At 67.1% G+C, this 23,699-nt stretch carries 24 protein-coding genes, 1 tRNA gene and 1 riboswitch; of the genes, 16 read left to right on the forward strand and 9 right to left on the reverse strand.

Features of this window, described 5'->3' with window-relative positions; translation table 11 throughout:
- Positions 1-14: 14 nt before the first annotated feature.
- The 4 genes from ACT2FV_RS17980 to metF all read left to right on the forward strand — a co-directional run bounded on the left by ACT2FV_RS17980 (position 15) and on the right by metF (position 3,718).
- Positions 15-749, forward strand: a complete 735-nt coding sequence (locus ACT2FV_RS17980) for an RNA polymerase sigma factor FliA (RefSeq protein WP_124628629.1) — start codon at positions 15-17, stop codon at positions 747-749.
- 84 nt (positions 750-833) lie between these two features.
- A riboswitch (S-adenosyl-L-homocysteine riboswitch) is annotated at positions 834-950 on the forward strand.
- Between the two features lie 34 nt (positions 951-984).
- A complete protein-coding gene (ahcY, locus tag ACT2FV_RS17985) occupies positions 985-2,403 on the forward strand; it encodes an adenosylhomocysteinase (RefSeq protein ID WP_059533465.1) in 1,419 nt (472 codons plus the stop codon).
- 106 nt (positions 2,404-2,509) lie between these two features.
- A complete protein-coding gene (locus ACT2FV_RS17990) occupies positions 2,510-2,863 on the forward strand; it encodes a phage holin family protein (protein ID WP_006477367.1) in 354 nt (117 codons plus the stop codon).
- A gap of 24 nt (positions 2,864-2,887) precedes the next feature.
- A complete protein-coding gene (metF, locus tag ACT2FV_RS17995; RefSeq protein WP_226118647.1) occupies positions 2,888-3,718 on the forward strand; it encodes a methylenetetrahydrofolate reductase [NAD(P)H] in 831 nt (276 codons plus the stop codon).
- Positions 3,719-3,806: 88 nt separating this feature from the next.
- On the opposite strand, the gene ACT2FV_RS18000 is transcribed toward metF, so the two are convergent.
- Positions 3,807-5,285 (reverse strand): amidase, encoded by a 1,479-nt coding sequence (locus ACT2FV_RS18000; protein ID WP_444504558.1) that lies wholly within the window; start codon positions 5,283-5,285, stop codon positions 3,807-3,809.
- 81 nt (positions 5,286-5,366) lie between these two features.
- Complete coding sequence (locus ACT2FV_RS18005) at positions 5,367-6,059, reverse strand: dienelactone hydrolase family protein (RefSeq protein WP_151051523.1); 693 nt, start codon at positions 6,057-6,059, stop codon at positions 5,367-5,369.
- A 272-nt stretch (positions 6,060-6,331) separates the two neighbouring features.
- On the opposite strand from ACT2FV_RS18005, the gene ACT2FV_RS18010 reads away from it, so the two are divergent.
- Positions 6,332-7,411 carry an NAD(P)H-dependent flavin oxidoreductase gene (locus ACT2FV_RS18010; RefSeq protein ID WP_151051521.1) on the forward strand — a complete coding sequence of 360 codons (1,080 nt, stop codon included), beginning with the start codon at positions 6,332-6,334 and terminating at the stop codon, positions 7,409-7,411.
- Positions 7,412-7,830: 419 nt separating this feature from the next.
- On the forward strand, positions 7,831-8,973 hold the full coding sequence (locus tag ACT2FV_RS18015; RefSeq protein WP_059601894.1) for a branched-chain amino acid ABC transporter substrate-binding protein: 1,143 nt from the start codon (positions 7,831-7,833) through the stop codon (positions 8,971-8,973).
- A gap of 101 nt (positions 8,974-9,074) precedes the next feature.
- Here the strand turns inward: ACT2FV_RS18015 and ACT2FV_RS18020 are convergent, their stop codons facing one another.
- Positions 9,075-10,289, reverse strand: coding sequence for an MFS transporter (locus ACT2FV_RS18020; protein ID WP_174920201.1), 1,215 nt, complete (start codon positions 10,287-10,289; stop codon positions 9,075-9,077).
- Positions 10,290-10,565: 276 nt separating this feature from the next.
- On the opposite strand from ACT2FV_RS18020, the gene ACT2FV_RS18025 reads away from it, so the two are divergent.
- The 3 genes from ACT2FV_RS18025 to ACT2FV_RS18035 all read left to right on the forward strand — a co-directional run bounded on the left by ACT2FV_RS18025 (position 10,566) and on the right by ACT2FV_RS18035 (position 13,267).
- Positions 10,566-11,225 carry a HugZ family pyridoxamine 5'-phosphate oxidase gene (locus ACT2FV_RS18025; protein ID WP_151050112.1) on the forward strand — a complete coding sequence of 220 codons (660 nt, stop codon included), beginning with the start codon at positions 10,566-10,568 and terminating at the stop codon, positions 11,223-11,225.
- A 354-nt stretch (positions 11,226-11,579) separates the two neighbouring features.
- Positions 11,580-11,873 carry an H-NS histone family protein gene (locus ACT2FV_RS18030; RefSeq protein ID WP_006491875.1) on the forward strand — a complete coding sequence of 98 codons (294 nt, stop codon included), beginning with the start codon at positions 11,580-11,582 and terminating at the stop codon, positions 11,871-11,873.
- A 236-nt stretch (positions 11,874-12,109) separates the two neighbouring features.
- The gene (locus tag ACT2FV_RS18035; RefSeq protein WP_059601887.1) at positions 12,110-13,267 is read left to right on the forward strand and encodes a cation diffusion facilitator family transporter; all 1,158 of its coding nucleotides are present in this window, start codon (positions 12,110-12,112) and stop codon (positions 13,265-13,267) included.
- A 27-nt stretch (positions 13,268-13,294) separates the two neighbouring features.
- On the opposite strand, the gene ACT2FV_RS18040 is transcribed toward ACT2FV_RS18035, so the two are convergent.
- The 3 genes from ACT2FV_RS18040 to ACT2FV_RS18050 form a co-directional block, all read right to left on the reverse strand.
- Positions 13,295-13,765 carry an Lrp/AsnC family transcriptional regulator gene (locus ACT2FV_RS18040; RefSeq protein WP_006477376.1) on the reverse strand — a complete coding sequence of 157 codons (471 nt, stop codon included), beginning with the start codon at positions 13,763-13,765 and terminating at the stop codon, positions 13,295-13,297.
- 79 nt (positions 13,766-13,844) lie between these two features.
- Positions 13,845-14,504 (reverse strand): exonuclease, encoded by a 660-nt coding sequence (locus tag ACT2FV_RS18045; RefSeq protein ID WP_444504559.1) that lies wholly within the window; start codon positions 14,502-14,504, stop codon positions 13,845-13,847.
- Entirely contained in the window at positions 14,501-15,145 is a 645-nt protein-coding gene (locus tag ACT2FV_RS18050; RefSeq protein ID WP_124628617.1) for an MBL fold metallo-hydrolase, read from the reverse strand. The genes ACT2FV_RS18045 and ACT2FV_RS18050 overlap by 4 nt, the downstream gene beginning before the upstream one ends.
- A gap of 661 nt (positions 15,146-15,806) precedes the next feature.
- On the opposite strand from ACT2FV_RS18050, the gene ACT2FV_RS18055 reads away from it, so the two are divergent.
- The gene (locus ACT2FV_RS18055; RefSeq protein WP_124628615.1) at positions 15,807-16,418 is read left to right on the forward strand and encodes a septal ring lytic transglycosylase RlpA family protein; all 612 of its coding nucleotides are present in this window, start codon (positions 15,807-15,809) and stop codon (positions 16,416-16,418) included.
- A 95-nt stretch (positions 16,419-16,513) separates the two neighbouring features.
- Here the strand turns inward: ACT2FV_RS18055 and rsmI are convergent, their stop codons facing one another.
- On the reverse strand, positions 16,514-17,392 hold the full coding sequence (gene rsmI, locus ACT2FV_RS18060) for a 16S rRNA (cytidine(1402)-2'-O)-methyltransferase (protein WP_059601879.1): 879 nt from the start codon (positions 17,390-17,392) through the stop codon (positions 16,514-16,516).
- 46 nt (positions 17,393-17,438) lie between these two features.
- On the opposite strand from rsmI, the gene ACT2FV_RS18065 reads away from it, so the two are divergent.
- From ACT2FV_RS18065 to ACT2FV_RS18085, 5 genes are all read left to right on the forward strand, one after another.
- On the forward strand, positions 17,439-17,867 hold the full coding sequence (locus tag ACT2FV_RS18065; RefSeq protein ID WP_174910515.1) for a YraN family protein: 429 nt from the start codon (positions 17,439-17,441) through the stop codon (positions 17,865-17,867).
- A 128-nt stretch (positions 17,868-17,995) separates the two neighbouring features.
- Entirely contained in the window at positions 17,996-18,580 is a 585-nt protein-coding gene (locus ACT2FV_RS18070) for an SIS domain-containing protein (RefSeq protein WP_174910415.1), read from the forward strand.
- 17 nt (positions 18,581-18,597) lie between these two features.
- The gene (locus tag ACT2FV_RS18075; RefSeq protein ID WP_444504560.1) at positions 18,598-19,395 is read left to right on the forward strand and encodes a BON domain-containing protein; all 798 of its coding nucleotides are present in this window, start codon (positions 18,598-18,600) and stop codon (positions 19,393-19,395) included.
- Positions 19,392-19,751: a c-type cytochrome gene (locus tag ACT2FV_RS18080; RefSeq protein WP_124905320.1), complete on the forward strand. Its 360-nt coding sequence runs from the start codon at positions 19,392-19,394 to the stop codon at positions 19,749-19,751. The genes ACT2FV_RS18075 and ACT2FV_RS18080 overlap by 4 nt, the downstream gene beginning before the upstream one ends.
- Before the next feature lie 65 nt (positions 19,752-19,816).
- Positions 19,817-19,892 (forward strand) — tRNA-Ala (locus tag ACT2FV_RS18085).
- Positions 19,893-19,961: 69 nt separating this feature from the next.
- Here the strand turns inward: ACT2FV_RS18085 and ACT2FV_RS18090 are convergent.
- The gene (locus ACT2FV_RS18090) at positions 19,962-21,359 is read right to left on the reverse strand and encodes an enolase C-terminal domain-like protein (protein WP_444504561.1); all 1,398 of its coding nucleotides are present in this window, start codon (positions 21,357-21,359) and stop codon (positions 19,962-19,964) included.
- Between the two features lie 65 nt (positions 21,360-21,424).
- Positions 21,425-22,765 (reverse strand): MFS transporter, encoded by a 1,341-nt coding sequence (locus tag ACT2FV_RS18095; protein ID WP_124905761.1) that lies wholly within the window; start codon positions 22,763-22,765, stop codon positions 21,425-21,427.
- 294 nt (positions 22,766-23,059) lie between these two features.
- Between ACT2FV_RS18095 and ACT2FV_RS18100 the strand changes: the two genes are divergently transcribed.
- Entirely contained in the window at positions 23,060-23,683 is a 624-nt protein-coding gene (locus tag ACT2FV_RS18100) for a DUF2239 family protein (RefSeq protein WP_444504562.1), read from the forward strand.
- Positions 23,684-23,699 lie beyond the last annotated feature (16 nt).

Below are 23,699 nucleotides of genomic sequence, written 5' to 3' on the forward strand. Positions count from 1 at the left end.
AAGGAGAGAGAGCCATGATGTACAACGCTCAAGGAAAGATGACCCAGGCCGACGTGCTCGCGCAATATGCGCCGCTCGTGCGGCGCCTGGGGCTGCAGCTCGTCGCGAAGATGCCGGCGAGCGTCGATCTCGACGACCTGATCCAGGCCGGCATGATCGGCCTGATGGACGCGGCCGGCCGCTACAAGGAAGACCAGGGCGCGCAGTTCGAGACCTACGCGACCCAGCGCATCCGTGGCGCGATGCTCGACGAGCTGCGCAGCAACGACTGGCTGCCGCGCAGCCTGCGCAAGACGTCGCGCGAGGTCGAGTACGCGGTGCACCAGGTCGAGCAGCAGCTCGGCCGCTCGGCGAGCGAGACCGAGATCGCGCAGCACCTGAAGATGCCGCTCGACGAATACCAGGGGATGCTGCAGGACCTGCACGGCAGCCAGCTCATCTATTACGAGGATTTCGATCGCGCGGCCGACGACGAGCCGTTCCTCGACCGCTATCGCGTCGATCACGCCGATCCGTTGTCGTCGCTGCTCGACGAACATCTGCGCGAGGCGCTCGTCGAAGCGATCGACCGGCTGCCCGAGCGCGAGAAGCTGCTGATGTCGCTGTACTACGAGCGCGGGCTGAACCTGCGCGAGATCGGCGCGGTGCTCGAGGTGAGCGAATCGCGCGTGTGTCAGCTGCACAGCCAGGCCGTCGCGCGCCTGCGCGCGCGGTTGCGCGAACAGGCATGGGTCGGCGCCGAGAACTGACCCTTTCATGAGGCCCGCGCGCGCCGACGCCGCGCGCGGTGCATGGCGCGCATTTCCCGCGCCGATTTGCTACAATCCCTCCCGTTTTCCGAGGAGCGTTGCGACGGACCATCCTGCGTCCGCCAGGCTCGGAAAGCTTCACCAAGCAGCCGTGCGGCATCATTCGCGCCGGCCCCGCTTCCTGAACGGCGCTCACGTCACCAATTTCTAGAACTTTTTTAGAAAGGAGGGCGTGATGAACGCCATTATCGATTCCCAGGCTTCCAAGGATTACATCGTCGCCGACATGGCGCTTGCCGGCTGGGGCCGCAAGGAACTGAACATCGCCGAGACCGAAATGCCGGGCCTCGTGCAGATCCGCGACGAATACAAGGCGCAGCAGCCGCTGAAGGGCGCGCGCATCGCAGGTTCGCTGCACATGACGATCCAGACCGGCGTGCTGATCGAGACGCTGAAGGCGCTCGGCGCCGATGTCCGCTGGGCGTCGTGCAACATCTTCTCGACGCAGGACCATGCCGCTGCCGCGATCGTCGAAGCCGGCACGCCGGTGTTCGCGTTCAAGGGCGAGTCGCTCGACGAATACTGGGAGTTCTCGCACCGCATCTTCGAATGGCCGAACGGCGAATTCGCGAACATGATCCTGGACGACGGCGGCGACGCAACGCTGCTGCTGATCCTCGGCTCGAAGGCCGAGAAGGACCGTTCGGTGATCGCGAAGCCGACCAACGAGGAAGAAGTCGCGCTCTTCAAGTCGATCGCGAAGCACCTCGACGCCGATCCGACCTGGTACTCGACGCGCCTCGCGCACATCAAGGGCGTGACCGAAGAAACCACGACCGGCGTGCATCGCCTGTACCAGATGGAAAAGGACGGCCGCCTGCCGTTCCCGGCGTTCAACGTGAACGACTCGGTCACGAAGTCGAAGTTCGACAACCTGTACGGCTGCCGCGAGTCGCTCGTTGACGGCATCAAGCGCGCGACCGACGTGATGATCGCGGGCAAGGTCGCGGTCGTCGCGGGCTACGGCGACGTGGGCAAGGGCTGCGCGCAATCGCTGCGCGGCCTGGGCGCGACCGTGTGGGTCACGGAAATCGATCCGATCTGCGCGCTGCAGGCGGCGATGGAAGGCTACCGCGTCGTGACGATGGAATACGCGGCCGACAAGGCCGACATCTTCGTGACGGCGACCGGCAACTACCACGTGATCAACCACGATCACATGAAGGCGATGCGCCACAACGCGATCGTCTGCAACATCGGCCACTTCGACTCGGAAATCGACGTCGCGTCGACCCGCCAGTATCAGTGGGAAAACATCAAGCCGCAGGTCGACCACATCATCTTCCCGGACGGCAAGCGCGTGATCCTGCTGGCCGAAGGCCGCCTCGTGAACCTCGGCTGCGCGACCGGCCACCCGTCGTTCGTGATGTCGAACTCGTTCGCGAACCAGACGCTCGCGCAGATCGAACTCTTCACGCGCGGCGAACAGTACGAGAACAAGGTGTACGTGCTGCCGAAGCATCTCGATGAAAAGGTCGCGCGCCTGCACCTCGCGCGCATCGGCGCGAACCTGTCCGTGCTGTCGGACGAGCAGGCTTCGTACATCGGCGTGCAGAAGGACGGCCCGTTCAAGCCGAACCACTACCGCTACTGATGCACCGCCGCCGCCGCGCCGCACGCGCCCCGCAGCGGGCGTGCGCGGTGCGGCGGCCGGCCGCGGTCACCGACCGACCAGATCGACAACCGAACCGGAGCCCTCCATGAGCGTCATCCTCACCTGGGTCATCAACGCCCTCGCGCTGCTGATCATCACGTACCTCGTGCCGTCGATCCACATCAAGAGCTTCGGCACCGCGCTGATCATCGCGGTCGTGCTCGGCCTCATCAACACGGTGATCCGTCCGGTGCTGATCCTGCTGACGCTGCCGGTCACGATCGTCACGCTCGGGGTGTTCATCCTCGTCGTGAACGCGTTGTGCTTCTGGTTCGCGTCGTCGCTGCTGAAGGGTTTCGAGGTGTCGGGTTTCTGGTCGGCGTTCTTCGGTTCGATCCTGTACAGCATCGTGTCGTGGCTGCTGTCCGCGCTGATCTTCGGGCAGCGCGACATCGGCTGACGGCCGCGCCCATTCTTGCGAATCATGAAATCGATCGAACTCTCGTTTGAATTCTTCCCGCCGAAGACGGCGGACGGCGTCGAGAAGTTGCGCGCGACGCGTGCGCAGCTGCTGCCGCTGAAGCCGAAATTCGTCTCCGTGACGTTCGGCGCCGGCGGCTCGACGCAACAGGGCACGCTCGATACCGTGCTCGACATGCAGAAGGACGGCCTCGAGGCCGCGCCGCACCTGTCGTGCATCGGCTCGTCGCGCGACAGCCTGCGCGCGATCCTCGACCAGTACCGCTCGCACGGCATCCGCCATATCGTCGCGCTGCGCGGCGACTTGCCGTCGGGGATGGGCGAGGTCGGCGAGCTGCGCTATGCGTCCGAGCTCGTCAGCTTCATCCGCGCCGAGCATGGCGACTGGTTCCACATCGAAGTCGCCGGCTATCCGGAATACCACCCGCAATCGCGCTCGCCGAAGGCCGATCTCGAGAACTTCGCGCGCAAGGTGAAAGCCGGCGCGAATTCCGCGATCACGCAGTACTTCTTCAACGCCGACGCGTATTTCCGCTTCGTCGACGATGCGCGCAAGCTGGGTGTGGACGTGCCGATCGTGCCGGGCATCATGCCGATCACGAACTTCTCGCAGCTGATGCGCTTCTCGGAAATGTGCGGCGCGGAAGTGCCGCGCTGGGTCGCGCGCCGGCTCGAAAGCTTCGGCGACGATCGCGACGCGATCCGTGCGTTCGGCGCGGATGTCGTCACGAGCCTGTGCCAGCGCCTGATCGACGCGGGCGTGCCGGGTCTGCACTTCTATACGCTGAACGCGGCGACCGCCACGCGGACGATCTGCGAACGGCTCGTGATGTAAGCGCCGCCTCGCGTTTTGCATGTGCGAAAGCCCCGCCGGTCCTGCCGGCGGGGCTTTTTTTCGATGTTTGCGGAAGCGGCCGCGCGCGTCAGCGCTGCGCCTGCATCAGCGGCGGACGCCGGTCGAACCACGGCCGCGCCTGTTCGAGCTGCCGCGCGAGTTTCAGCAGCAATGCCTCGTCGGCGTGGCGCGCGACGAACTGCACGCCGATGGGCAGGCCGCGCGCGTTCCAGTAGAGCGGCACCGACATCGCCGGCTGGCCCGTCAGGTTGAACAGCTCGGTGCAGCCGGCCCATGCGAACGCCTTCTCCGAAGCCTTCGCGAGCATTTCCCGCAGCAGCGGTTTGACCGGCAGCGCGCCGAGCAGCTTCATCTGCGCGGCTTCGAGCGGTGTCGGCTGCAGCTCGCCGATCTTGACCGGCGGCCCCGCGAGCGTCGCGCACAGGATCGCGTCGTAGCGCGACACGAGGCCCGCGACCTGCACGGTGAGCTGGCGCTGCCATTCGAGCACGTCCGGCAGGCGCGCGCGCGCGATGCGCCTGCCGACGACGGCCATCGCCCACGTCGCCGGTTCGAACTCCGCGCGCTTCGGCGTGCGCCCGGTCACCGCGCGCGCGCCCAGCACCATCTCCTCGGCGATCGTCGCCCACAGCGTGAGAAAGGTTTCGGCCGCGCGTGCGTAGTCGATGTTCAGCGTCGCCGGCTCGACGTGATGACCGAGCGATTCGACGAGCGCGGCCGCGTCGTCGAGCGCCGCGCGCGTGTCGTCGGAGAGCGCCGGCGCGAGCATCGGGTCGACGACGAGGCCGATCCGCAGCGGCCCGGGCGGTGTGTCGAGCTCGCCCAGAAAGGTGCCGGGCGCGCCGGGCGGCAGCGTCTGGCCGGTCGTCACGTCGAGCAGCAGCGCGCTGTCGCGCACGCTGCGCGAAACCGCATGCTGGACGACCAGCTCGCCGTTCGACGGCGAGTCGACCAGCACCGGATTGCGGCTCGGTTTCAGGCCGAACAGCCCGCAGCACGACGCCGGAATCCGGATCGAGCCGCCGCCGTCGGACGCATGCGCGAGCGGCACGATGCCTGCCGCGACGGCCGCGGCCGCGCCGCCGCTCGAGCCGCCGGGCGTGTGATCGAGGTTCCACGGATTGCGGCACGCGCCGAACAGTTCGGGTTCGGTGTACGGCATCTGGCCGATTTCCGACGTGTTGGTCTTGCCGAACACGTTGAGTCCCGCCGCGCGGCTGCGCGCGATTACCGGTGAGTCGTCGGCGGGGACGAAGTAGCGATAGTGGCGGCTGCCCATCGACAACGGCAGCCCCGCGACCGCCGCGCCGAGATCCTTGACGAGATACGGGACACCCGCGAACGGCGCATCGGTGCTGGTAGCGACGGCCGATTCCGCCCGCTTGCGCGCATCGTCGTAGTCCTGCAGCACGATCGCGTTGATCGCGCCGTTCACCGCTTCGGCCTGGCCGATCGCGGCGTCCAGCAGTTCGCGCGGGCTCGCCTTGCCCTCGCGCACGAGTGCGGCAAGCCCGATCGCGTCATGCGCGAGATAGTCCGAGTGCATCGCAGTCACCCCCGTTGTGACCCGTGGCGATGAAAGGAGGATAACGCGGGCCCGACGTGCCGGGCCCGCTGCCGGCTGCCGTTACACGTGCTCGGCGAGGAACGTCAGCGTGCGGCCGTGCGCGAGCGCCGACGCGCGCTGGTTGTACGACGCGCGATCGGTGCAGTTGAAGCCGTGTTCGGCGCCCGGATACAGGTGGAACGATGCGTTGTGGCGGCCCGCGAACGCGGCCTTCACCTGCTCGACCGCGTCGAGGGGGATTCCGTGGTCGTTCTCCGCGTAGTGGAACAGGATCGGCTGCGTGACCTTGCCGGCAAGGTCGAGCGCATTCTGGATACCGCCGCCGTAATAGGCGACCGCCGCATCGACCTTGCCGGCCGCGGCCGCGCGGTACGCGAGCTGGCCGCCGAAGCAGTAGCCGATCGCGGCGACCTTGCCGGCGACTTCGGGGCGCGCGCGCAACGCGTCGGCGGCCGCGCCGATATCCGCGACCGCGAGACCGACGTCGGTCTTCTTCATCAGTTCGATGCCCTTGTCGCGATCGGCGCCTTCGTAGGTCAGTTCGACGCGCGGCTGCGTGCGCCAGAAGACGTCCGGCGCGAGCGCGACGAAGCCGTCGGCCGCGTACTGGTCGGCGACCGCGCGGATGTGTGAGTTAACGCCGAAGATCTCCTGGATGATGATGACGGCGGGGCCCTTGCCGCGCTTGGGCAGCGCGAGATAGCCACCGAAGCTGTCGTTACCGGTCGGGATGTCGATCCATTGGGCAGTCACGTTGGAACTCCTGGCGAACGGGTGCGCGACACGCGCACCGCGGATGGAAAAAAGGGCGGCCTAGTGTGCCACCAATCCGGTGGCGCTGCAGCGCGCAAGCGGCGCGCCTGGCGGGTGTGCGCGCGTGTCGAATCCGCGTCTCGGACCCGCGCTTCTCGCGCAGCGATCGTTTCGATCTCGATTATTCATTTTTCGGCGATGCGCCGCTTCGATAGAGTCGATGTGTAGGCCTTTACAAAGCGCTTTCGCACATCGTCATCGAAGGATTCGCCATGTCCACCCGTGCATTTTCCACGCCGTTTTCCGAGCGCTTCGGCCTGCGCCTGCCGCTCGTGCAGGCGCCGATGGTCGGCGCGACCACGGCCGCGATGGTCGCGGCCGCATCCAGTGCCGGCGCGCTCGGCAGTCTCGGCGCCGGCGCGTTCGAGCCGGATCGTCTCGCGACCGAAGTCGCCACCATTCGCGCGGCGACCGCGCGTCCGTTTGCCGTGAACCTGTTCGTGTTGCCCGAGGCCGTGCCCGACGCGGCGACCGTCGCACGTGCGCTCGCCGCGATCGATCCGTTGAACGCGACGCTCGGGCTGCCGCCGGGCACCGCGCCCGCGCGCTATGCACCCGACTTCCGCGCGCAATTCGACGCGCTCGTCGCGCTGCGCGTGCCGGTCGCGAGCTTCACGTTCGGCGTGCTCGACGCGGCCGACGTCGCGCGCCTGAAGGCCGCCGGTACCTACGTGATCGGCACCGCGACGCACGTCGCCGAAGGGCTCGCGTGGCAGGCGGCCGGGGCCGATGCGCTGTCCGCGCAGGGCGCCGAAGCCGGCGGCCATCGCGGTACCTTCATCGGCTCGGCCGACGATGCGCTGATCGGCACGCTCGCGCTGGTGCCGCAGCTCGTCGATGCGACCGGCCTGCCCGTGCTCGCCGCGGGCGGCATCATGGACGGCCGCGGGATCGCCGCCGCGCTCGCGCTCGGCGCGCAGGGCGCGCAGCTCGGCACCGCGTTCCTGACCTGTGCGGAAAGCGCGATCGCGGCGGACTGGAAAGCGCGGCTGCTCGCGAGCGCCGATACGTCGACGCAGGTCACGCGCGCGATCACGGGCCGCCATGCGCGCGGATTGCGCAATACGCTGATGATGCGGCTCGGCGAACGCGTGGCCGACGCCGCGCCGTATCCGGTGCAGAACGCGCTGACCCAGCCGCTGCGCCAGGCCGCCGCGCGCGCGAACGACGGCGACTACCTGTCGCTGTGGGCCGGGCAGGGCGCACCGCTCGCGCGACGGCGCGCCGCCGCGCTGACGACGTCGCAACTCGTCGACGCGCTCGACGCCGAATGGCGCGCAACGGCCGCCTGACCGGCCCGTATCGAAGCGAGAGAAGCGCGTGTTGTCACGCGCTTTTCATTCAATGATCCCGCGCACAAAATACCGAATCGAAATGACGCGAGAATGCTTTGAATCAACCTTTCATCCGGTCGTCCGAAATTAGCGGAAACCCTTATCTGGTGGGACTTGCAGCGAATTCGAGGATTCGTTCCAAAGCGCCCGTATCGGTAGTGTTACCACTACCCCAAAAAAGTCCCACAAATTAATTTGATCACCTACACTTGCGCGCAAGTACGGGCGGGCGGCCGCTACAAGCGGCTGTTTCCCTACGTGCTTGAGGCCAAGTGCATGAACGATGCAACCGGCGAATCGTCCAGTGAATGCAAACACAGGGATGGCAGCGGGGCACCGGGCGATGGCGTTTTTTGGGACCGAAACTGGAGACTTACATGAATATCAAGATGCAAAAGCTGTTGCCGATCACCGCAGCTGCGATGCTGTGTGCTGCAGCTGCAGGCAACGCAGCCGCCGATCAAGTCGTCAAGATCGGCCACGTCGCGCCGTTGACGGGCGGCATTGCACACCTGGGCAAGGACAACGAAAACGGCGCGCGTCTCGCAGTCGAGGAGATCAACGCCAAGGGTCTTACGATCGGCGGCCAGAAAATCACGCTGCAACTCGACCCGCAGGATGACGCGGCCGACCCGCGCCAGGCCACGCAGGTTGCGCAGAAGCTCGTCGACGACAAGGTCGTTGCGGTGGTTGGCCACCTGAACTCGGGCACGTCGATCCCGGCCTCGAAGATCTACAGCGATGCGGGCATCGTTCAGATCTCGCCGTCGGCGACCAACCCGGCTTATACGCAGCAAGGCTTCAAGACCACGTATCGCGTGGTGGCGACCGATGCGCAGCAGGGCCCGGCACTCGCGAACTACGCGCACTCGAAGGGCATCAAGAGCGTCGCGGTGGTCGACGATTCGACCGCATACGGCCAGGGTCTCGCGAACGAGTTCGAGAAGAAGGCGAAGGCGCTCGGCCTGAAGGTGATGTCGCACGACGCGACCAACGACAAGGCGGTCGACTTCCGCGCGATTCTGACCAAGATCAAGGGCGAGAATCCGGACGCGATCATGTACGGCGGCATGGACGCCACCGGCGGCCCGTTCGCGAAACAGGCAAAGCAGCTCGGCCTGCGCGCGAAGATCTTCGCGGGCGACGGCGTGTGCACGGAAAAGCTGGCCGACCTGGCCGGCGACGCGACCGACAACGTCGTGTGCTCGGAAGCCGGTGCTTCGCTCGAGAAGATGGCGGGCGGCGCGGCGTTCAAGGCGAAGTACGAGAAGCGCTTCGGCCAGCCGATCCAGATCTACGCACCGTTCACGTACGACGCCGTGTACATCATCGTCGATGCGATGAAGCGCGCGAACTCGACGGACCCGGCGAAGATTCTCGCGGCGATGCCGGCGACGAACTACTCGGGCGTGATCGGCACGACGACCTTCGACTCGAAGGGCGACCTGCGGCACGGCGTGATCTCGCTGTACAACTACAAGAACGGCAAGAAGTCGCTGCTCGACGAAGTGAAGATGTAAGCTGAAAAGCGGTCGACAGAAGGGGTGAAGGCGCGCCTGCGGCAACGCAGGCGCGCTTTCTTTTTGGCGATCTCGCAGCGGGTGGCCGGCTCGCCGCGCGGTCAGATCTTCAGGTGCGCGAGCACCTTCGGCGCGACGGCCGCGACGAGCGCCGCGCACAGCGCGACGACCGACAGGCCGACGGTCAGGTTCACGGCCTGCGCGACCGCACCGATCACGACCGGACCGAACAGCAACCCGAAATACGCGAGTCCGGCCACGTGCGCGAGCCCTTCGGCCGCGTGGATGCCTTTGACGCGCGCGGCGGCGGCGAACAGCACGGGCATCATGTTCGCGAGGCCGAGGCCCATCAGCGTGAAGCCCGTCAGCACGGCGATCGGGTTCGGCAGCAGCAGCGCGCCGATCATCCCGGCGCACGCGAGCGACGCGCTCGCGAACACGAGCTGCGGCGCGCCGAAACGCGCGCGCACCGCGTCGCCCGCGAAGCGCGCGATCGCCATCCCGCCGGAGAATGCTGCATAGGCCGCGCTCGCGAGCGCGGGGCTCGCCGCGACGACGTCGCGCATGTAGACCGTCGCCCAGTCGTACATCGCCCCTTCGGCGATCAGCGCGATCAGCGCGATGCCGCCGAGCATCCACAGCGCGGGCGAGCGCCAGCGGTTGCCGCCGCCGTGCGTGTATTCGTGATGCGGCACGTGCGGCAGCACGGCCGGGCTCGCGACGAGCAGCACGGCCGCGCTGACGGCCGCCGCGAGCGCGAGATGCACGGCCGGCGCCATGCCGGCCGACAGCAGCGCGCCGCCGGCCGCCGCCCCCGACATCCCGCCGATGCTGAACATCCCGTGCAGCGACGACATGATCGGCTTGCCGAGCGCGATCTCGACCGCGCTCGCCTCCGCGTTCATCGCGACGTCGAGCGTCGCCATCGAGAAGCCGAACAGCGCGAGCACGACGAGCAGCATCCAGTAATCGGGCACGGCGAGGATCAGCGCCGCGCACGCGGCCATCACGAGCCCGCCCGCGAGGCACGCGGTGCGCGAGCCGACGCGCGCGATCCAGCGCGCGATCGTGAGCATCGCGGCGATCGAGCCGCCCGCGACCGCGAACAGCGCGATCGACAGCAGCCCCGGGCTCAATGCGAACTTGTCGCGCACGGTCGGCACGTGCACGCCCCACGACGCGTACATCATGCCGGCGATGAAGAACAGTGCCATCGTGGCCGTGCGTGCGCGCTGGCGGACCGGCAAGGCCAGCAGGCGATGCGCGTCGGGCGGCGCGGCGAAGTCGGACGAGGATCGGGAGGAAGTTTCGGACACGGGGCGCTCTTGAATGGACGATGCGCGGGCGCGTCGCGCCCGTCGGATTGGTCCGATTCTATCGAACCGCTTACGGTCTTGCCGGCGTGCTGGCCGTTTGGCCGATCAGGCTTCGGCGCGCACGCCGCTTGCGCGGTCCGCGTCCGCCATCCGGCCGATGCCCGGCGGGACGCAGCCGCGAGTAACATCGGTGCGCAGGCGGCGTGCCCGAAGCGTTCCAGTGCGGCGCGTCATCGCCCCCGTTGCCGCTCAGGCTTTCCGACCGCAGGAGTCACCGTGAACATCGATCCCACCCTTGCCCTGCACCTGCTGCACCGTTGCGCGCTCGGCACGCTCGCGACCCACGCGCGCGACCCGCAAGGCTTTCCCTATCCGACGGTCGTGCCGTTCGCACCCGATGCGAATCATCGACCCGTGATTCTCGTGAGCGGCCTTGCCGAGCATACGCGCAACCTTGCCGCCGATCCGCGCGCGGGATTCCTCGTCGTCGACGCGCCGGACGGCGACGTGCTGAACGCCGAGCGCGCGACACTGCTCGGCCGCTTCATGTCGCTCGGCGACGATCCGCATGTGGCCGCGCGCTACACGCGTTACGAACCCGATGCCGCACGCTACCTCGCGCTCGGCGATTTCACGTTCTGGGCACTCGACATCGAGCGGCTGCGCTATATCGGCGGATTCGGCCGGATGGGCTGGGTGGACGGCACCGGCCTCGATGCGCTGCCGCCGCTTGGTTTCGACGAAGAACGGGCGTTGTGGGAGGCGTACGACTCGAGCGATGCGCGCCGCGACGGGCTCGACCTGCTCGGCGTCGATCGCCACGGAGCCGACTGGCGCTGCGACAACCGCCGCGTGCGCACGCCCTTCGATTCAGTGCCGGGCGACGCCGGTGCGTTGCGCGAACGGTTGATTGCCTGCGCTCGGGAGGTGACGTGATGCAGGGATACGGATATGTCTGAATAACGCCTCGCGCCGTACGATATTTCCGAACTTGTCGCCGGATGAAAGCTTTGATTTTCCCACATGCAGGGTAATTGCGTATGCTGATAGGCCGATTACCGGATCGATAATGTCCTAATCTCTATGCAAGTGCGTAAAAACTTGAGAAAAGGCCGCGGCCGGTCAAAATGACGTGCGTGAATTGCAATTGGTCTCGGGATTTTCATGAATCTCGCTTCTATCAAATCTTTTTTGTGCTAATCTCTGCCTTCGAAAATCCGAGGCACATATATTTCATGAATGGTGAGCTGGCAACAGACCGGCCCCATTGGTCAGATAGAAAGGGAAACTATGTCTTCTTACAAGGACCTGCTGGCCCAGCGGGAGAAGCTGGAGAAGCAAATCGAAGAAGCGAAGTCGCGTGAATACGCTGAAGTGCTGAATGACGTGAAGCAGAAAATTGCCGACTACGGCTTTTCGCTCGCCGAACTCGGTCTCAGCCGCGCGAAGGCAGGTAAGGTCGGCCGTCCGCGCGCAGGCGTGGCCGCGAAATACCGTGATCCGGAAACGGGCGCGACGTGGTCGGGCCGCGGCAAGCCGCCGCGCTGGATCGCTGGCAAGAACCGCGAACAGTTTGCGATTTAAACGATCGTTTAAGTCGACGTCTCGAAAAGAGCCGCGCATCCGTCGAGGAGCGCGGCTTTTTGCATTCCGGCACCGGATTGTATGCGTTTTGTCATGAAAGTGTCAGGCGCGGGTGTGAATGAAAATGCAACCCGTTCGCATAAGCGGTTGATTTGAATGGAAAATTTTGGGTTATCGGAATGCCGGGCGGACTTCGTTTGATAGAATTCCGTATCACAACCGATATCTAGCATTTCATGTCCACGTTTTCCGACGACGCGCAAAGCGCAGATAAGCACGCGGTCGCGCGCAAGAGCACCCTCGTTAGTATTGTGCTGAATGTGGTGCTCGCGACGTTTCAGATCGTCGTCGGCGTGGTTGCGCATTCGCAGGCATTGATTGCCGATGGCATCCATTCGATTTCCGATCTGATCTCGGATTTTGTCGTACTGGTGGCCAATCGCCATAGTGGTGCATCGCCGGATGCCGATCACAATTACGGACACAGCCGCTATGAAACCGTCGCGTCGCTGTTTCTCGGCGCGATCCTGATCGCCGTCGGCATCGGCATGCTCTGGCGCGCCGGCGACCGGCTCGTGAATCTCGAAAACATCCCGGCCGTCCATTTTTCCGCGTTGATCGTCGCGCTGACCGTGCTCGTGTCGAAAGAGGCGCTGTTCCGCTACATGCTGCGCGAGGCTCGGCGCGTGCGTTCGGCGATGCTCGTCGCGAACGCGTGGCATGCGCGCTCGGACGCCGCATCGTCGCTCGTCGTCGCGATCGGCATCGTCGGCAGTCTCGCCGGCGTGCGGCTGCTCGACCCGATCGCTGCGGCGATCGTCGGTTTCATGGTCGCGCGCATGGGCTGGACGTTCGGCTATGACGCACTTCAGGACCTGTCGGATCGTGCACTCGACACCGCCGATACGGCCGAGATCCGCGCGCTGCTCGAGGCGACGCCGGGCGTGCGCGACGTGCACGACCTGCGCACCCGCAAGATGGGCGATGCGGCGCTCGTCGACGCGCACATCCTTGTCGATCCGATGATCTCCGTCTCCGAAGGCCATTACATCGCGGAAACCGCACGTGCGCGCGTGCTGCGCGACCCGCGCGTGCTCGACGCGCTGATCCACGTCGATCCGGAGAACGACACGGCGCGCCGGCCGGCGCTCGCGCTGCCGCCGCGCGCCGAGATCGCGGCGCGGCTCGAGGCCGCGCTCGCGCAACGTGGGCTGCATCCGGCCGCGATCAACCTGCACTATCTGAGCACGGGGCTCGAGATCGACGTGACGCTCGACGCCGGCGCAGGCGATACCGACGCGTCGCTGGCCGGCCGGCTCGATGTCGACGCGCTGAAGCGGCAGTTCGGCGCGCGTCGGATCGGCTTCACGCGCGGATTGCCCGCGCAGGCCTGAGGGCATCGGCGACCGCGGGCCCGCGCGTTACAGCGGCAGTTGCGTGTCGAACTTGATTTCGCGCAGCACGACGCTCGTGCGCACCTGCGACACCGCCGGGATCTTGAAGATCCGTTCGTGCAGGAAGACGTCGTAGGCCTTGATGTCGGGCGCGACGATCTTGAGGATGTAATCGGCCTCGCCGGTCGTGCTGTAGCACTCGGTGACTTCCGGGCAGGTCGCGATCTCGCGCTCGAACTGCTCGACGCCGCCTTCGTTGTGGCGGGTCAGATGCACGTGCGCGAGCGCGCACACGTGCAGGCCGAGCTTCTCGCGATCGAGCAGCGCCGTGTAGCGCTGGATCACGCCCGACTGTTCCATGTCCTTGATGCGGCGCCAGCACGGCGTGCTCGACAGGCCGACCTGGTCGGAGATTTCCTGCACGGAACGGCGCGCGTCGAGTTGCAACAGGCGAAGGATTTTTTGCGAAAAGGAATCGAGCGTCACCTGCGCCTCCATGCGGCAGCTACAACACGCTGAATGTTAGAGGGCCGGGAAAGGAAAGGCAATCTGACGCGGCGCTGTTGAGCGAGATTCGCTAATTTGCTCGCGGATCCGTGGGGTTTTGTCCCGCCCCCGCGTTTTCCGACCGATCGGTGTCCGACACGGCGAGGCCCGCGAGCGCGGCCTGCTGACGGCGCAGGTCGGCGAGCATGTTGCAGAACAGCGCGCCTTGCTCGATCGCGTCGTCGAGCGCGACGTGCGTGTGCGGGTGATCGTCGAACCAGTGCTTCGGAAAGCGCGGCTTGATCGCCTTGCGGTACGGCAGGCCCGTCATCGCGAACGCGAGCGTCTTGATGTCGAGCGCCGACCACGAGAACGGGCAGCGTCCCGCGAAGCGCATCATGTACCAGAACATGAACGTGAAGTCGAAACCGGCCGGCATCGCGACGAATACCGGCTTGCCGGGCAGCGCCTCGACCCACTCGACGTAGGTGACCAGCGCCGCCTCGGGCGCCTGCAGGTCGCGCCGGCACGCGGCCCACGCTTCCGGTTCCGTCTTCCACCACGCTTCCTGCACCGGGTGGGCCTTCGCGCCGGGCAGCGTCTCGAGGTTCGCCGAGAACGTCGCGATCAGCTGCTTGTCCTCGGTATAGGCGGCCGACGCGAAGCTCAGCATCGAGTGCGGGCCGGGAATCGGGCCGTCGGCCTCGACGTCGGTGCTGACGTAGATTTCGGGGATGGCGGTCTGGTTCATCCGAACACCTTGTCGGACACGAACGGGTTCGTGCGGCGCTCGTCGCCGAACGTCGACACCGGGCCGTGGCCCGGCACGAACGTGACATCGTCGCCGAGCGGCCACAGCTTCTCCTTGATCGAACGCACGAGGTCCGCGTGGTTGCCGCGCGGGAAATCGGTGCGCCCGATCGAGCCGGCGAACAGCACGTCGCCGACGATCGCGACGCGATGCGCGCGGCTGAAGAACACGACGTGGCCGGGCGTGTGGCCCGGGCAGTGATAGACCTCGAGCGTCTCGTCGCCGAACCGCACGGTGTCGCCGTCCTTCAGCCATTGGTCAGGCTCGAACGCCTCGGCGGCCGGGAAGCCGAAGCGCTGGCTCTGCATCGGCAGTTGCTCGATCCAGAAGCGCTCGTCTTCCTGCGGTCCAACGATCGGCACGCCGTAGTGTGTCGCGAGCGCCTTCGCGCCCGCGCAGTGATCGACGTGGCCGTGCGTGAGCAGCACCTTCTCGACCTGCACGTTCTGCCGCGCGATCTCCTGTTCGATCCGTTCGATGTCGCCGCCGGGATCGACGACGGCGGCGCGGCCCGTCTTCTCGCAGACGAGCAGCGAGCAGTTCTGCTGGAACGGCGTGACCGGAATGAGCGTGACTTTCATGGAGACACCGGCGGCTAAAAGGAGCGATTGTACCGGTCGCGCGCGCTGCCTGCCCGCCCTGCGGCGCGGCGTCGGGTGCGCGGCTCCGGGCAATCCCGGAGCATGCCGATTGTTACACTCATAGTGAGAATCAATGGTCCGGAAGGGGCGCTTTTCTAGCCGGGCTTTTGGTTTATGTATAATGCGGCCCATTGCGCGTGAATTTCACGCAATTCGCTGGTGTTTCGGCCCCGTTAAAAAAGGGGTGCGGATTCACCGTCAAGCATCGACCGCCGGGGAGTCCGGCGGTGTATCCAGCACCGAGCATTCGGTGCTCACGTCTTGTCCGGCCGGGTGCTGCGCGCCCGTTCTGCGGCCCTGCTGCCGCGCCGCCGGATGAGGCCTGTGCCGCCGTTCCTGTGCGTTGGCCGTACGCCACGCGCGCGAACGTGATAGCCATGTTCGATGGCGGCATGTGGGGTCTGGTCAGGCTGCCGGGGACAGGTTGCGCCAGACGTGAAAACTAATCAGGACGGTTGCGGCAGAGACGAAAGCCGCGCCCATGCTAGCCGCCTGCTCGCTTGGCCGAGCGGGGCGTGCACGCATTTGCCGTCCGGGCCGCGTATCCGCGTTGTTGAGCAGCGTTGTATCGGTGCGGCCCGAACCAGAAGGCGACACGTCGATGAACTTTCGTTTTCCGACTCGATTCGGGACCATTGCATTATTTTTCGCGCTGACGGGCTGTGCGGTGCCATCCAGCCAGACCACCGGCAGCGCCAACCAGAAGAACGCGGTCAACAAGACGGCCGCTGCCGCGAAAGCGGACGACGACAAGCAGCAACTGAACTTCGATTCCGCGCTGGCATCGATGCCGGCTGCCGACAGCAAGGACGCGAAGAAGTCGTCGCTGGCGGACGCCGAGCCGATCGACGGCAAGGACGTGTCCGACTTCCGCCAGACGGGCCGGGCATCGTGGTATGGCCGGGATTTCCACGGCCGCCGCACCGCGAACGGCGAGCGTTTCAACATGAACGCGCTGACCGCCGCGCACCGCACGCTGCCGCTGTCGTCGTACATCAAGGTGACGAACGCGTCGAGCGGCAAGTGGGTCGTCGTGAAGGTCAACGATCGCGGGCCGTACAAGCGCGGCCGCGTGCTCGACCTGTCTTACGCGGCCGCCAAGATGATCGGCCTCGTGCATGCCGGCACCGGCCGCGTGAAGATCGAAGGGCTGTCGCCGCAGGAAGCGCGCGAGGCGCGCGACGAAATGCTCGCGTCGCTGTCGTCGAAGTAACGCGGCGGTTCGTCCGCACATGCAAAAGGGCTGCCTTCGGGCAGCCCTTTTTCGTTTCCGCGTGCCGGGCGGCGGGTTCCGCCCGCGCTCGCGCGTCAGCCTTCCTTCAGCGCCAGCGCGCGCGCATACAGCGCGTTGCGCGATGCGCCCGTCAGCGCGGCCGCGAGCTTCGCCGCGCTCTTCACCGGCACTTCTTCCAGTAGCAGCTTGAGCAGCGCGTCGTGCGCGGTGTCGTCGGCTTCGCCGACGTCGGCCGGCGCGCCTTCGACGACGAGGACGAACTCGCCGCGCTGCCGGTTCGCATCGCCGGCGAGCCAGCTCTGTCCTTCGGCCAGGGTGCCCTGGAACAGCTGCTCGTGTAGCTTGGTGAGCTCGCGTGCGATCAGCAGCCGGCGCGCCGGGCCGAACGCGTCAGCGAGGGCGGCGACGGTGTCCGTGATCCGGTGCGGCGCTTCGTAGAACACCAGCGCGTACGGGTGTCGCACGAGCGCCTGCAGCGCGCTCGCACGCTGCTTTGGCTTCGGCGGCAGGAAGCCCGCGAACGTGAACGCGCCGGCCCAGTCGCCCGCCACGCTCAGCGCGGTCACGGCCGCGCTCGGGCCCGGCAGCGGAATCACCGGGAAGCCCGCCGCGCGCACGGCGTCGACGAGCCGCGCGCCGGGGTCCGAAATGCCGGGCGTGCCGGCGTCCGACACGTACGCGACGCGTTCGCCCGCGCGCAACAGCTCGATCACGCGCAGCGCGGCTTCGCGCTCGTTGTGCTCGTGCACGGCGACGAGCGGTTTCGAGATGCCGTAGCGGGCCAGCAGCTGGCCCGTGTTGCGGGTGTCTTCGGCCGCGATGCGGTCGGCCAGGCCGAGCACGTGCAGCGCGCGCAGCGTGATGTCGGCGGTGTTGCCGATCGGCGTTGCGACCACATAGAGCGCGGCGTCCGGGTAGTGCTGCGTTTGCGCGAGTTCGAGGAGGGCAGTCATGGCAGGCAATGCGCGCAATCGCGGCGCAGGCGGAACAAGGACGGCATTGTGCCACGCGGCGCCGGCCGCGCCGGGCAACAAGCGCGATTTGCCGACCGGCGGCGGCAACTTTTCCGGCACGGCGCGATCAAGATCGATTGGCGCGACGTTCGAGCAGCGCGCGCGGCAGTTCCTGGAACGTCGCGGTCTCGCGTTCGTCGCGGCGAACGTGACGATGCGCGGCGGCGAACTCGACCTGGTGATGCGCACGCCCGACGGCACGCTCGTGTTCGTCGAGGTGCGCGCGCGGCGCAGCGCCCGGCATGGCGGCGCGGCCGCGAGCGTCGGCTTGCGCAAGCGGCGGCGTCTGGTCGCGGCCGCGCTCCATTTCTGGGCGCGGCACGGCGCGGGTGCCGCATGCCGTTTCGACGTCGTCGCGTTCGAGGCGGGTCGGCTCGAGTGGCTGCGCGATGCATTTCGTGCCGACGATGCGTAGCCGCGAGCTGTGACGAGATGTAAAGAGTTCTTGTCATACCCCCGGAGAGGGTGCCGGAGTGCGGTAAACTCGCCGCACCCATGACGTTGCGCGCTGCGTGCCATGCGCGCCCAGTTCACCAGGAATCGATGTCAGTCGAACGTATTCAGCAACATTTCCGCGACAGCGCCGCGCTTCACGCCGAAGCGGCCGATGCGCTGTCGTTGCCGATCGCGGCCGCGGTCGACGCAATGTTCGCCGCGCTGGCGAACGGCAACAAGATCGTCGCATGCGGGGATGGCCCGTCGGCCGCCGCAGCGCACTACCTCGCCGTGTCGCTCGTCGGCGGTTTCGAGCGCGAGCGTCCGGGCCTTCCCGCGATTGCGCTGGCCACCGATGCGTCGCAGGGCGGTCTCACGGGGGCAGTCGCCGCCGATCAGCTGTTCGCGCAGCAGGTGCGCGTGCTCGGGCAGACCGGCGACATCCTGCTGGTGCTCGACGCGAGCGGCGCGTCGCCGCGCGTGCTGGCCGCGATCGAAGAGGCGCACGAGCGCGAGATGACCGTCGTCGCGCTGACGGGCGGCGACGGCCATGCCGTCGGGGCCGCGCTGTCCGACACCGATATTCCGATCAGCGTGCCCGCCTCGCGTGCGGCACGCGTCCACGAAGTCCATCTGCTGACCATCCACTGCCTGTGCGACGGCATCGACGCGATGCTGCTGGGTGAGGATTGAACGAAGGAGAGCCGTCGATGAATCAAAGCCGCGTCAAACAGACGCTCGTCAGAACCACGTTGCTCGCCGCGCTGACGGCGGGCCTCGCGATGTCCCTGCAGGGCTGCGTGCTCGGCGTGCTTGGGGCGGCGGCCGGCGGCGGCGCGCTGATCGCGACCGATCGCCGTACGCTCGGCGCGCAGACGGAGGATCGCGAGATCCAGGTCAAGTCGCTCTCGCAAATCAACAACGGGCTGCCGGATCAGTCGCACGTGAACGTGACGGTGTTCAACCGCCGCGTGCTGCTGACGGGCGAAGTGCCGAACAATGCGTCGAAGCAGCGCGCCGAGGAAATCGTGCGCGGCATCAACAACGTGAACGGCATCGTCAACGAGCTGTCGGTCGAGCCATCGTCGTCGCTGTCGTCGCGCGCGAACGACTCGTACCTCGAAGGGCGCGTGAAGTCCGAGCTGATCGCGACGAAGGGGCTGTCGGCGAACTACTACAAGGTCGTCAGCGAGCGCGGCAACGTCTACCTGATGGGGCTCGTGACGGTCGACGAAGGCAATCGCGGCGCCGATGCAGCCAGCCAGGTGCCGGGCGTCGAGAAGGTCGTGAAGGTGTTCCAGTACATCCAGCCGCAGGACGCGCAGGCATTGCAGGCCGCGTCGCCGAGCGGGGCGTCTGGTGCGCAGGCCGCCGCCGCGCCTGCGGATGCCGCGACGGTCGGTGCGGTGCCCGATGCGTCGGTCCAGTCCACGCCGCTGCAACCGCCGGCACCGATCTCGAATTCATCGAGCGTGCACCCGGGCAACTCGAAGGCAACGCCGCAATGAAGTCGACGCAAATGAAGATCAGGCAATGGATGGTGCAGGGCGCCGCAGCCGCGGCGCTCGCAGCCGGTGCGCTCGGCACGGCGCAGGCGGACGTCGGCGACGGCCTCAAGGTCGCGCGCGGCAACGCGTGCATGGGTTGCCACGCAGTGGACCGCAAGCTCGTCGGTCCGTCGTTCAAGGACATCGCCGCCCGCTACAAGTCCGATCCGCAGGCCGTCGCGAAGCTGTCGAAGAAGGTGAAGGACGGTGGCTCCGGCGTCTGGGGCGCGATTCCGATGCCGGCGCATCCGCGCATGAGCGACGCGGAGCTGCGTTCCGTGGTCGAATGGGTGCTGGCCGGCGCGCCGTCAAAGTGACGCACCGGGGTGACGGAATCCCTATTGCCAAGCGCGGAAATGCGTGTGTATGATTGAAGACTGTTGGGGCGGTAGCTCAGCTGGGAGAGCGTCGCGTTCGCAATGCGAAGGTCGGGAGTTCGATCCTCCTCCGCTCCACCAACGGAATTCGAAGGGTTCGGTCGCAAGACCGAACCCTTTTTGTTTTTTCGCATGTCCGCCCCCCCGCCGTCACCCGCGCCCGAAACTCGGCCGCTTCGGATCGTACGTCCACCCCGGCACCAGATACCGCATCGCCATCGCATCGTCGCGCGCCGTGCCGCCGACTTGCACGTACAGCGCATGGGCAGCCTCGACCTGCGCCATGTCGAGTTCGATCCCGAGCCCCGGCCGCTCGGGCACGGCCACCTGGCCGCCGACGATCTCGAGCGGCTCGCGCGTGAGCCGCGCGTCGCCTTCCTGCCAGATCCAGTGCGTGTCGATCGCGGTGATCGTGCCGGGTGCCGCCGCGGCCGCGTGCGTGAACATCGCCAGCGAAACGTCGAAGTGGTTGTTCGAGTGCGAACCCCACGTGAGCCCCCAGTCGCGGCACAGCTGCGCGAGCCGCACCGAACCCTGCATCGTCCAGAAGTGCGGATCGGCGAGCGGAATGTCGACCGCCTGCAGCCGCACCGCGTGATCCATCTGCCGCCAGTCCGTCGCGATCATGTTGGTCGCGGTCGGGATGCCGGTGGCGCGCCGGAATTCGGCCATCACCTCGCGGCCCGAGTAGCCGGCTTCCGGCCCGCACGGGTCCTCCGCATACGCGAGCAGATGACCTTGCCCGCGGCACAGCGCGACGGCTTCATCGAGCGACCACGCGCCATTCGGGTCGAGCGTCGCGCGCGCGTCGGGAAAGCGCGCCTTGATCGCCGCGATCGCCTCCATCTCGTCCGCGCCGGCCATCACACCGCCCTTCAGCTTGAAATCGACGAAGCCGTAGCGCTCGACCGCAGCCTCGGCCTGCCGCGCGATCGCGGCCGGTGTGAGCGCGGCTTCGTTGCGCAGGCGGAACCACGGATCGGCCGCGTGCATCTCGTCGCGATACGGCAGGTCGGTGCGGCACCGCTCGCCGATGTAGAACAGGTACGCGAGCATCGGCACTGCGTCGCGCTGCTGGCCTTCGCCGAGCAGCGCGGCGACGGGCACGTCGAGATGCTGGCCGAGCAGGTCCAGCAGCGCGGCCTCGATCGCGGTGATCACGTTGTCGAGCCGCAGGTTGATCTCGTGCGGCTGGCGCAGCACGGCCGCCTCGCCGGCCGACGTCACCTCGTGCCGGATCGTGCGTCCCGCACCCGCAGCGGTGCCGGACAGCGCCGCGCGCACCGCGTTGAGCGTCGCCTGGTAACGCCCGATCGACTGGCCGACCACGAGATCGGTCATCCGTTCGAGCGCCTGTCGGATGCCTTCGCCGCCGGGCACTTCGCCCACACCCGTGTGGCCGCTGCTGTCGTCGAGGATCACGAGGTTGCGCGTGAAATACGGCGCGTGCGCGCCGCACAGGTTCAACAGCATGCTGTCGCGGCCGGCGACGGGAATCACTTGCATGCGCGTGACGCGCGGGGTGCCGGCACGGCTGGGTTCGGACATCGGTTCGCTCCTGGTTCAGGTGGCGTGCGGGCCGCTGGGTGCACTGGCGCAGCCCACGCCGTTCATCATTGAAGCTCGACGCGGCGAATTTCGCCGACGACGAACAGGTAGCAGATCACGGCGACGAGCGCGTGCGCGACGACGTACACGAGCGCGCCGTTGAACGAGCCGCTGCGGTCGACGATGTAGCCGATCGCGATCGGCGTCGTAATGCTGGAAAGATTGCCGCACGTATTGAGCAGCGCGCCGCTCAGGCCGGCGATCTGGCGCGGCGCGGTATCGGCGTTGACGGCCCAGCCGAGCGCGCCGAGCCCTTTGCCGAAGAACGACAGCGCCATGAACAGCACCACGAGCACGTGCGAATCGGTGTAGTTGCAGACGATCATCGACATCGACAGCAGCATGCCGATCACGATCGGCACCTTGCGCGCGACCGACAGTGACTGCCCCTGCTTGAGCAGCGCGTCGGACACGATGCCGCCGAGAATCCCGCCGAGGAACCCGCACACGGCCGGGATGGACGCGACGAGCCCCGCGTTGAGGATCGACATCCCGCGCGCCTGCACGAGATAGACGGGAAACCACGTGATGAAGAAGTAGGTGAGGGCGTTGATGCAATACTGCGCGACGTACACGCCGACGAGCATCCGGTTCCTCAGCAGCGCCTTCACGTGACGCATCGACGGGCCGCCGTCGCGCGCGCCGGTCGCCTGGTCGATGTTGACGAGCGCACCGCCTTCGGTGAGGTAGTCGAGCTCCGCGCCGTTGATGCGCGGGTGCACCTTCGGGTCGTACATCGTGCGGTTCCACACCAGCACGAACGCGAAGCCGAGCACGCCCATCACCGCGAACACCGACTGCCAGCCGTACGCGTGCACGAGCCAGCCCATCAGCGGCGCGAACACGACGGTCGCCGCGTACTGAGCGGCGTTGAAGATCGCCGACGCGGTGCCGCGCTCCGCGGCCGGAAACCACGTGGACACGATCCGGCTGTTGGCCGGGAACGACGGCGCCTCGGCCGCGCCGACCAGGAAGCGCAATCCGAACAGCAGCGCGAACGCGGCCGCGCCGCCGACGAAGCCGATGCCGCCCTGAAGCAGCGTGAACAGCGACCAGAAGAAGATGCTGAACGCATAGACGATGCGCGAGCCGAAGCGGTCGAGCAGCCAGCCGCCCGGCAGTTGCGCGATCACGTACGACCAGCCGAACGCCGAGAAGATGAAGCCCATCTGCACATGGCTCAGGTGCATCGTGCGGGCGAGCGCCGGGCCCGCGATCGCGATCGCCGCGCGATCCGCGTAGTTGATCGTCGTGACCGCGAACAGCACGGTCAGCACGAGCCAGCGCACGCGGGTGCGCCGGGCCGTTGCCGACGCGGACGCCGGCAATGCGTGAAGCGGATTCATGACTGTCTCCTCCGAAGGGCGGAAGGTGCCGTCGTGCGGCTGCGCGTCGGTGCGCGCGTTTTTTCGTGGTGGCCTTGCTGGCCGGGGCCGGACGCCGATGCCCGGAGGCCGGGCGTCCGGATCATTCTGTCATGGCGGAAATTGCGCTTTCATGCCAATTGCTGACTTGATCGATTCAGGAATTGGATCGATCCGTGGCATCGGCATGTCTCTTTTTTACCCGGATGATATTGACAACAATTTATACCCGGATAAAAATTGCGTCATTCCGATTCCTGCCCACGGGCAACCACGATGACTCTCTCCATGCTTCTCCCTTCCTACACGGCGTTCGATGGCCACCGGCGCGTCGCGTCGGGCCCGCTCGCGACGGTGGTGGTGGCGGTCCGTCAGGCGGCCGGCAATGCGATGTCCGGCACCATCGTGATCTTCGACGACGCGACCGGCCGCTCGATCGACCTCGACCTGCGCGGCACGGCGGACGATATCCGTGCGCGTTACGCGCCAGTGCCGGGCGAGGCATCCGCGCCCGCCGAGCCCGCCGGCGCGGCCGAACAACGCGGCCGCGGCCGTCCGAAGCTCGGCGTCGTCTCGCGTGAGGTCACGTTGCTGCCGCGTCACTGGGACTGGCTCGCCGCGCAGCCGGGCGGCGCGTCCGTCGCGCTGCGCAAGCTGGTCGAGGACGCGCGGCGCACGCACGCGGCGGCCGACCGGCGCCGCGACGCGCAGACGCGCGCATACCACTTCATGTCGGCGATCGCGGGCGACCTGCCCGGATTCGAGGAGGCCGCGCGTGCGCTGTATGCGAACGACCTCGAGCGAATGACCGAACTGATTGCGGGCTGGTCGGACGACGTGCGCGACCATGCGCTCGCGCTGGCGCGCGGCGATTTGCCGCCGTCGACCGAAGACTGCTGACGGAGCAGACGACGCG

The sequence above is a fragment of the Burkholderia sp. PR2 genome, assembly GCF_052372875.1.
Taxonomy (GTDB): domain Bacteria; phylum Pseudomonadota; class Gammaproteobacteria; order Burkholderiales; family Burkholderiaceae; genus Burkholderia; species Burkholderia diffusa.

Bases quoted from the DNA above. Each gene is read 5' to 3' on its own strand.
- ACT2FV_RS18015 (WP_059601894.1), top strand. From the start codon at position 7,831: ATGAATATCAAGATGCAAAAGCTGTTGCCGATCACCGCAGCTGCGATG.
- ACT2FV_RS18095 (WP_124905761.1), bottom strand. From the start codon at position 22,765: ATGAATCCGCTTCACGCATTGCCGGCGTCCGCGTCGGCAACGGCCCGG.
- rsmI (WP_059601879.1), bottom strand. From the start codon at position 17,392: ATGACTGCCCTCCTCGAACTCGCGCAAACGCAGCACTACCCGGACGCC.
- ACT2FV_RS18045 (WP_444504559.1), bottom strand. From the start codon at position 14,504: ATGAACCAGACCGCCATCCCCGAAATCTACGTCAGCACCGACGTCGAG.
- ACT2FV_RS18010 (WP_151051521.1), top strand. From the start codon at position 6,332: ATGTCCACCCGTGCATTTTCCACGCCGTTTTCCGAGCGCTTCGGCCTG.
- ACT2FV_RS18035 (WP_059601887.1), top strand. From the start codon at position 12,110: ATGTCCACGTTTTCCGACGACGCGCAAAGCGCAGATAAGCACGCGGTC.
- ACT2FV_RS18075 (WP_444504560.1), top strand. From the start codon at position 18,598: ATGAATCAAAGCCGCGTCAAACAGACGCTCGTCAGAACCACGTTGCTC.
- metF (WP_226118647.1), top strand. From the start codon at position 2,888: ATGAAATCGATCGAACTCTCGTTTGAATTCTTCCCGCCGAAGACGGCG.
- ACT2FV_RS18100 (WP_444504562.1), top strand. From the start codon at position 23,060: ATGACTCTCTCCATGCTTCTCCCTTCCTACACGGCGTTCGATGGCCAC.
- ACT2FV_RS18050 (WP_124628617.1), bottom strand. From the start codon at position 15,145: ATGAAAGTCACGCTCATTCCGGTCACGCCGTTCCAGCAGAACTGCTCG.
- ACT2FV_RS18030 (WP_006491875.1), top strand. From the start codon at position 11,580: ATGTCTTCTTACAAGGACCTGCTGGCCCAGCGGGAGAAGCTGGAGAAG.
- ACT2FV_RS18090 (WP_444504561.1), bottom strand. From the start codon at position 21,359: ATGTCCGAACCCAGCCGTGCCGGCACCCCGCGCGTCACGCGCATGCAA.
- ACT2FV_RS18080 (WP_124905320.1), top strand. From the start codon at position 19,392: ATGAAGTCGACGCAAATGAAGATCAGGCAATGGATGGTGCAGGGCGCC.
- ACT2FV_RS18040 (WP_006477376.1), bottom strand. From the start codon at position 13,765: ATGGAGGCGCAGGTGACGCTCGATTCCTTTTCGCAAAAAATCCTTCGC.
- ACT2FV_RS17990 (WP_006477367.1), top strand. From the start codon at position 2,510: ATGAGCGTCATCCTCACCTGGGTCATCAACGCCCTCGCGCTGCTGATC.
- ACT2FV_RS18000 (WP_444504558.1), bottom strand. From the start codon at position 5,285: ATGCACTCGGACTATCTCGCGCATGACGCGATCGGGCTTGCCGCACTC.
- ACT2FV_RS17980 (WP_124628629.1), top strand. From the start codon at position 15: ATGATGTACAACGCTCAAGGAAAGATGACCCAGGCCGACGTGCTCGCG.
- ACT2FV_RS18055 (WP_124628615.1), top strand. From the start codon at position 15,807: ATGAACTTTCGTTTTCCGACTCGATTCGGGACCATTGCATTATTTTTC.
- ahcY (WP_059533465.1), top strand. From the start codon at position 985: ATGAACGCCATTATCGATTCCCAGGCTTCCAAGGATTACATCGTCGCC.
- ACT2FV_RS18070 (WP_174910415.1), top strand. From the start codon at position 17,996: ATGTCAGTCGAACGTATTCAGCAACATTTCCGCGACAGCGCCGCGCTT.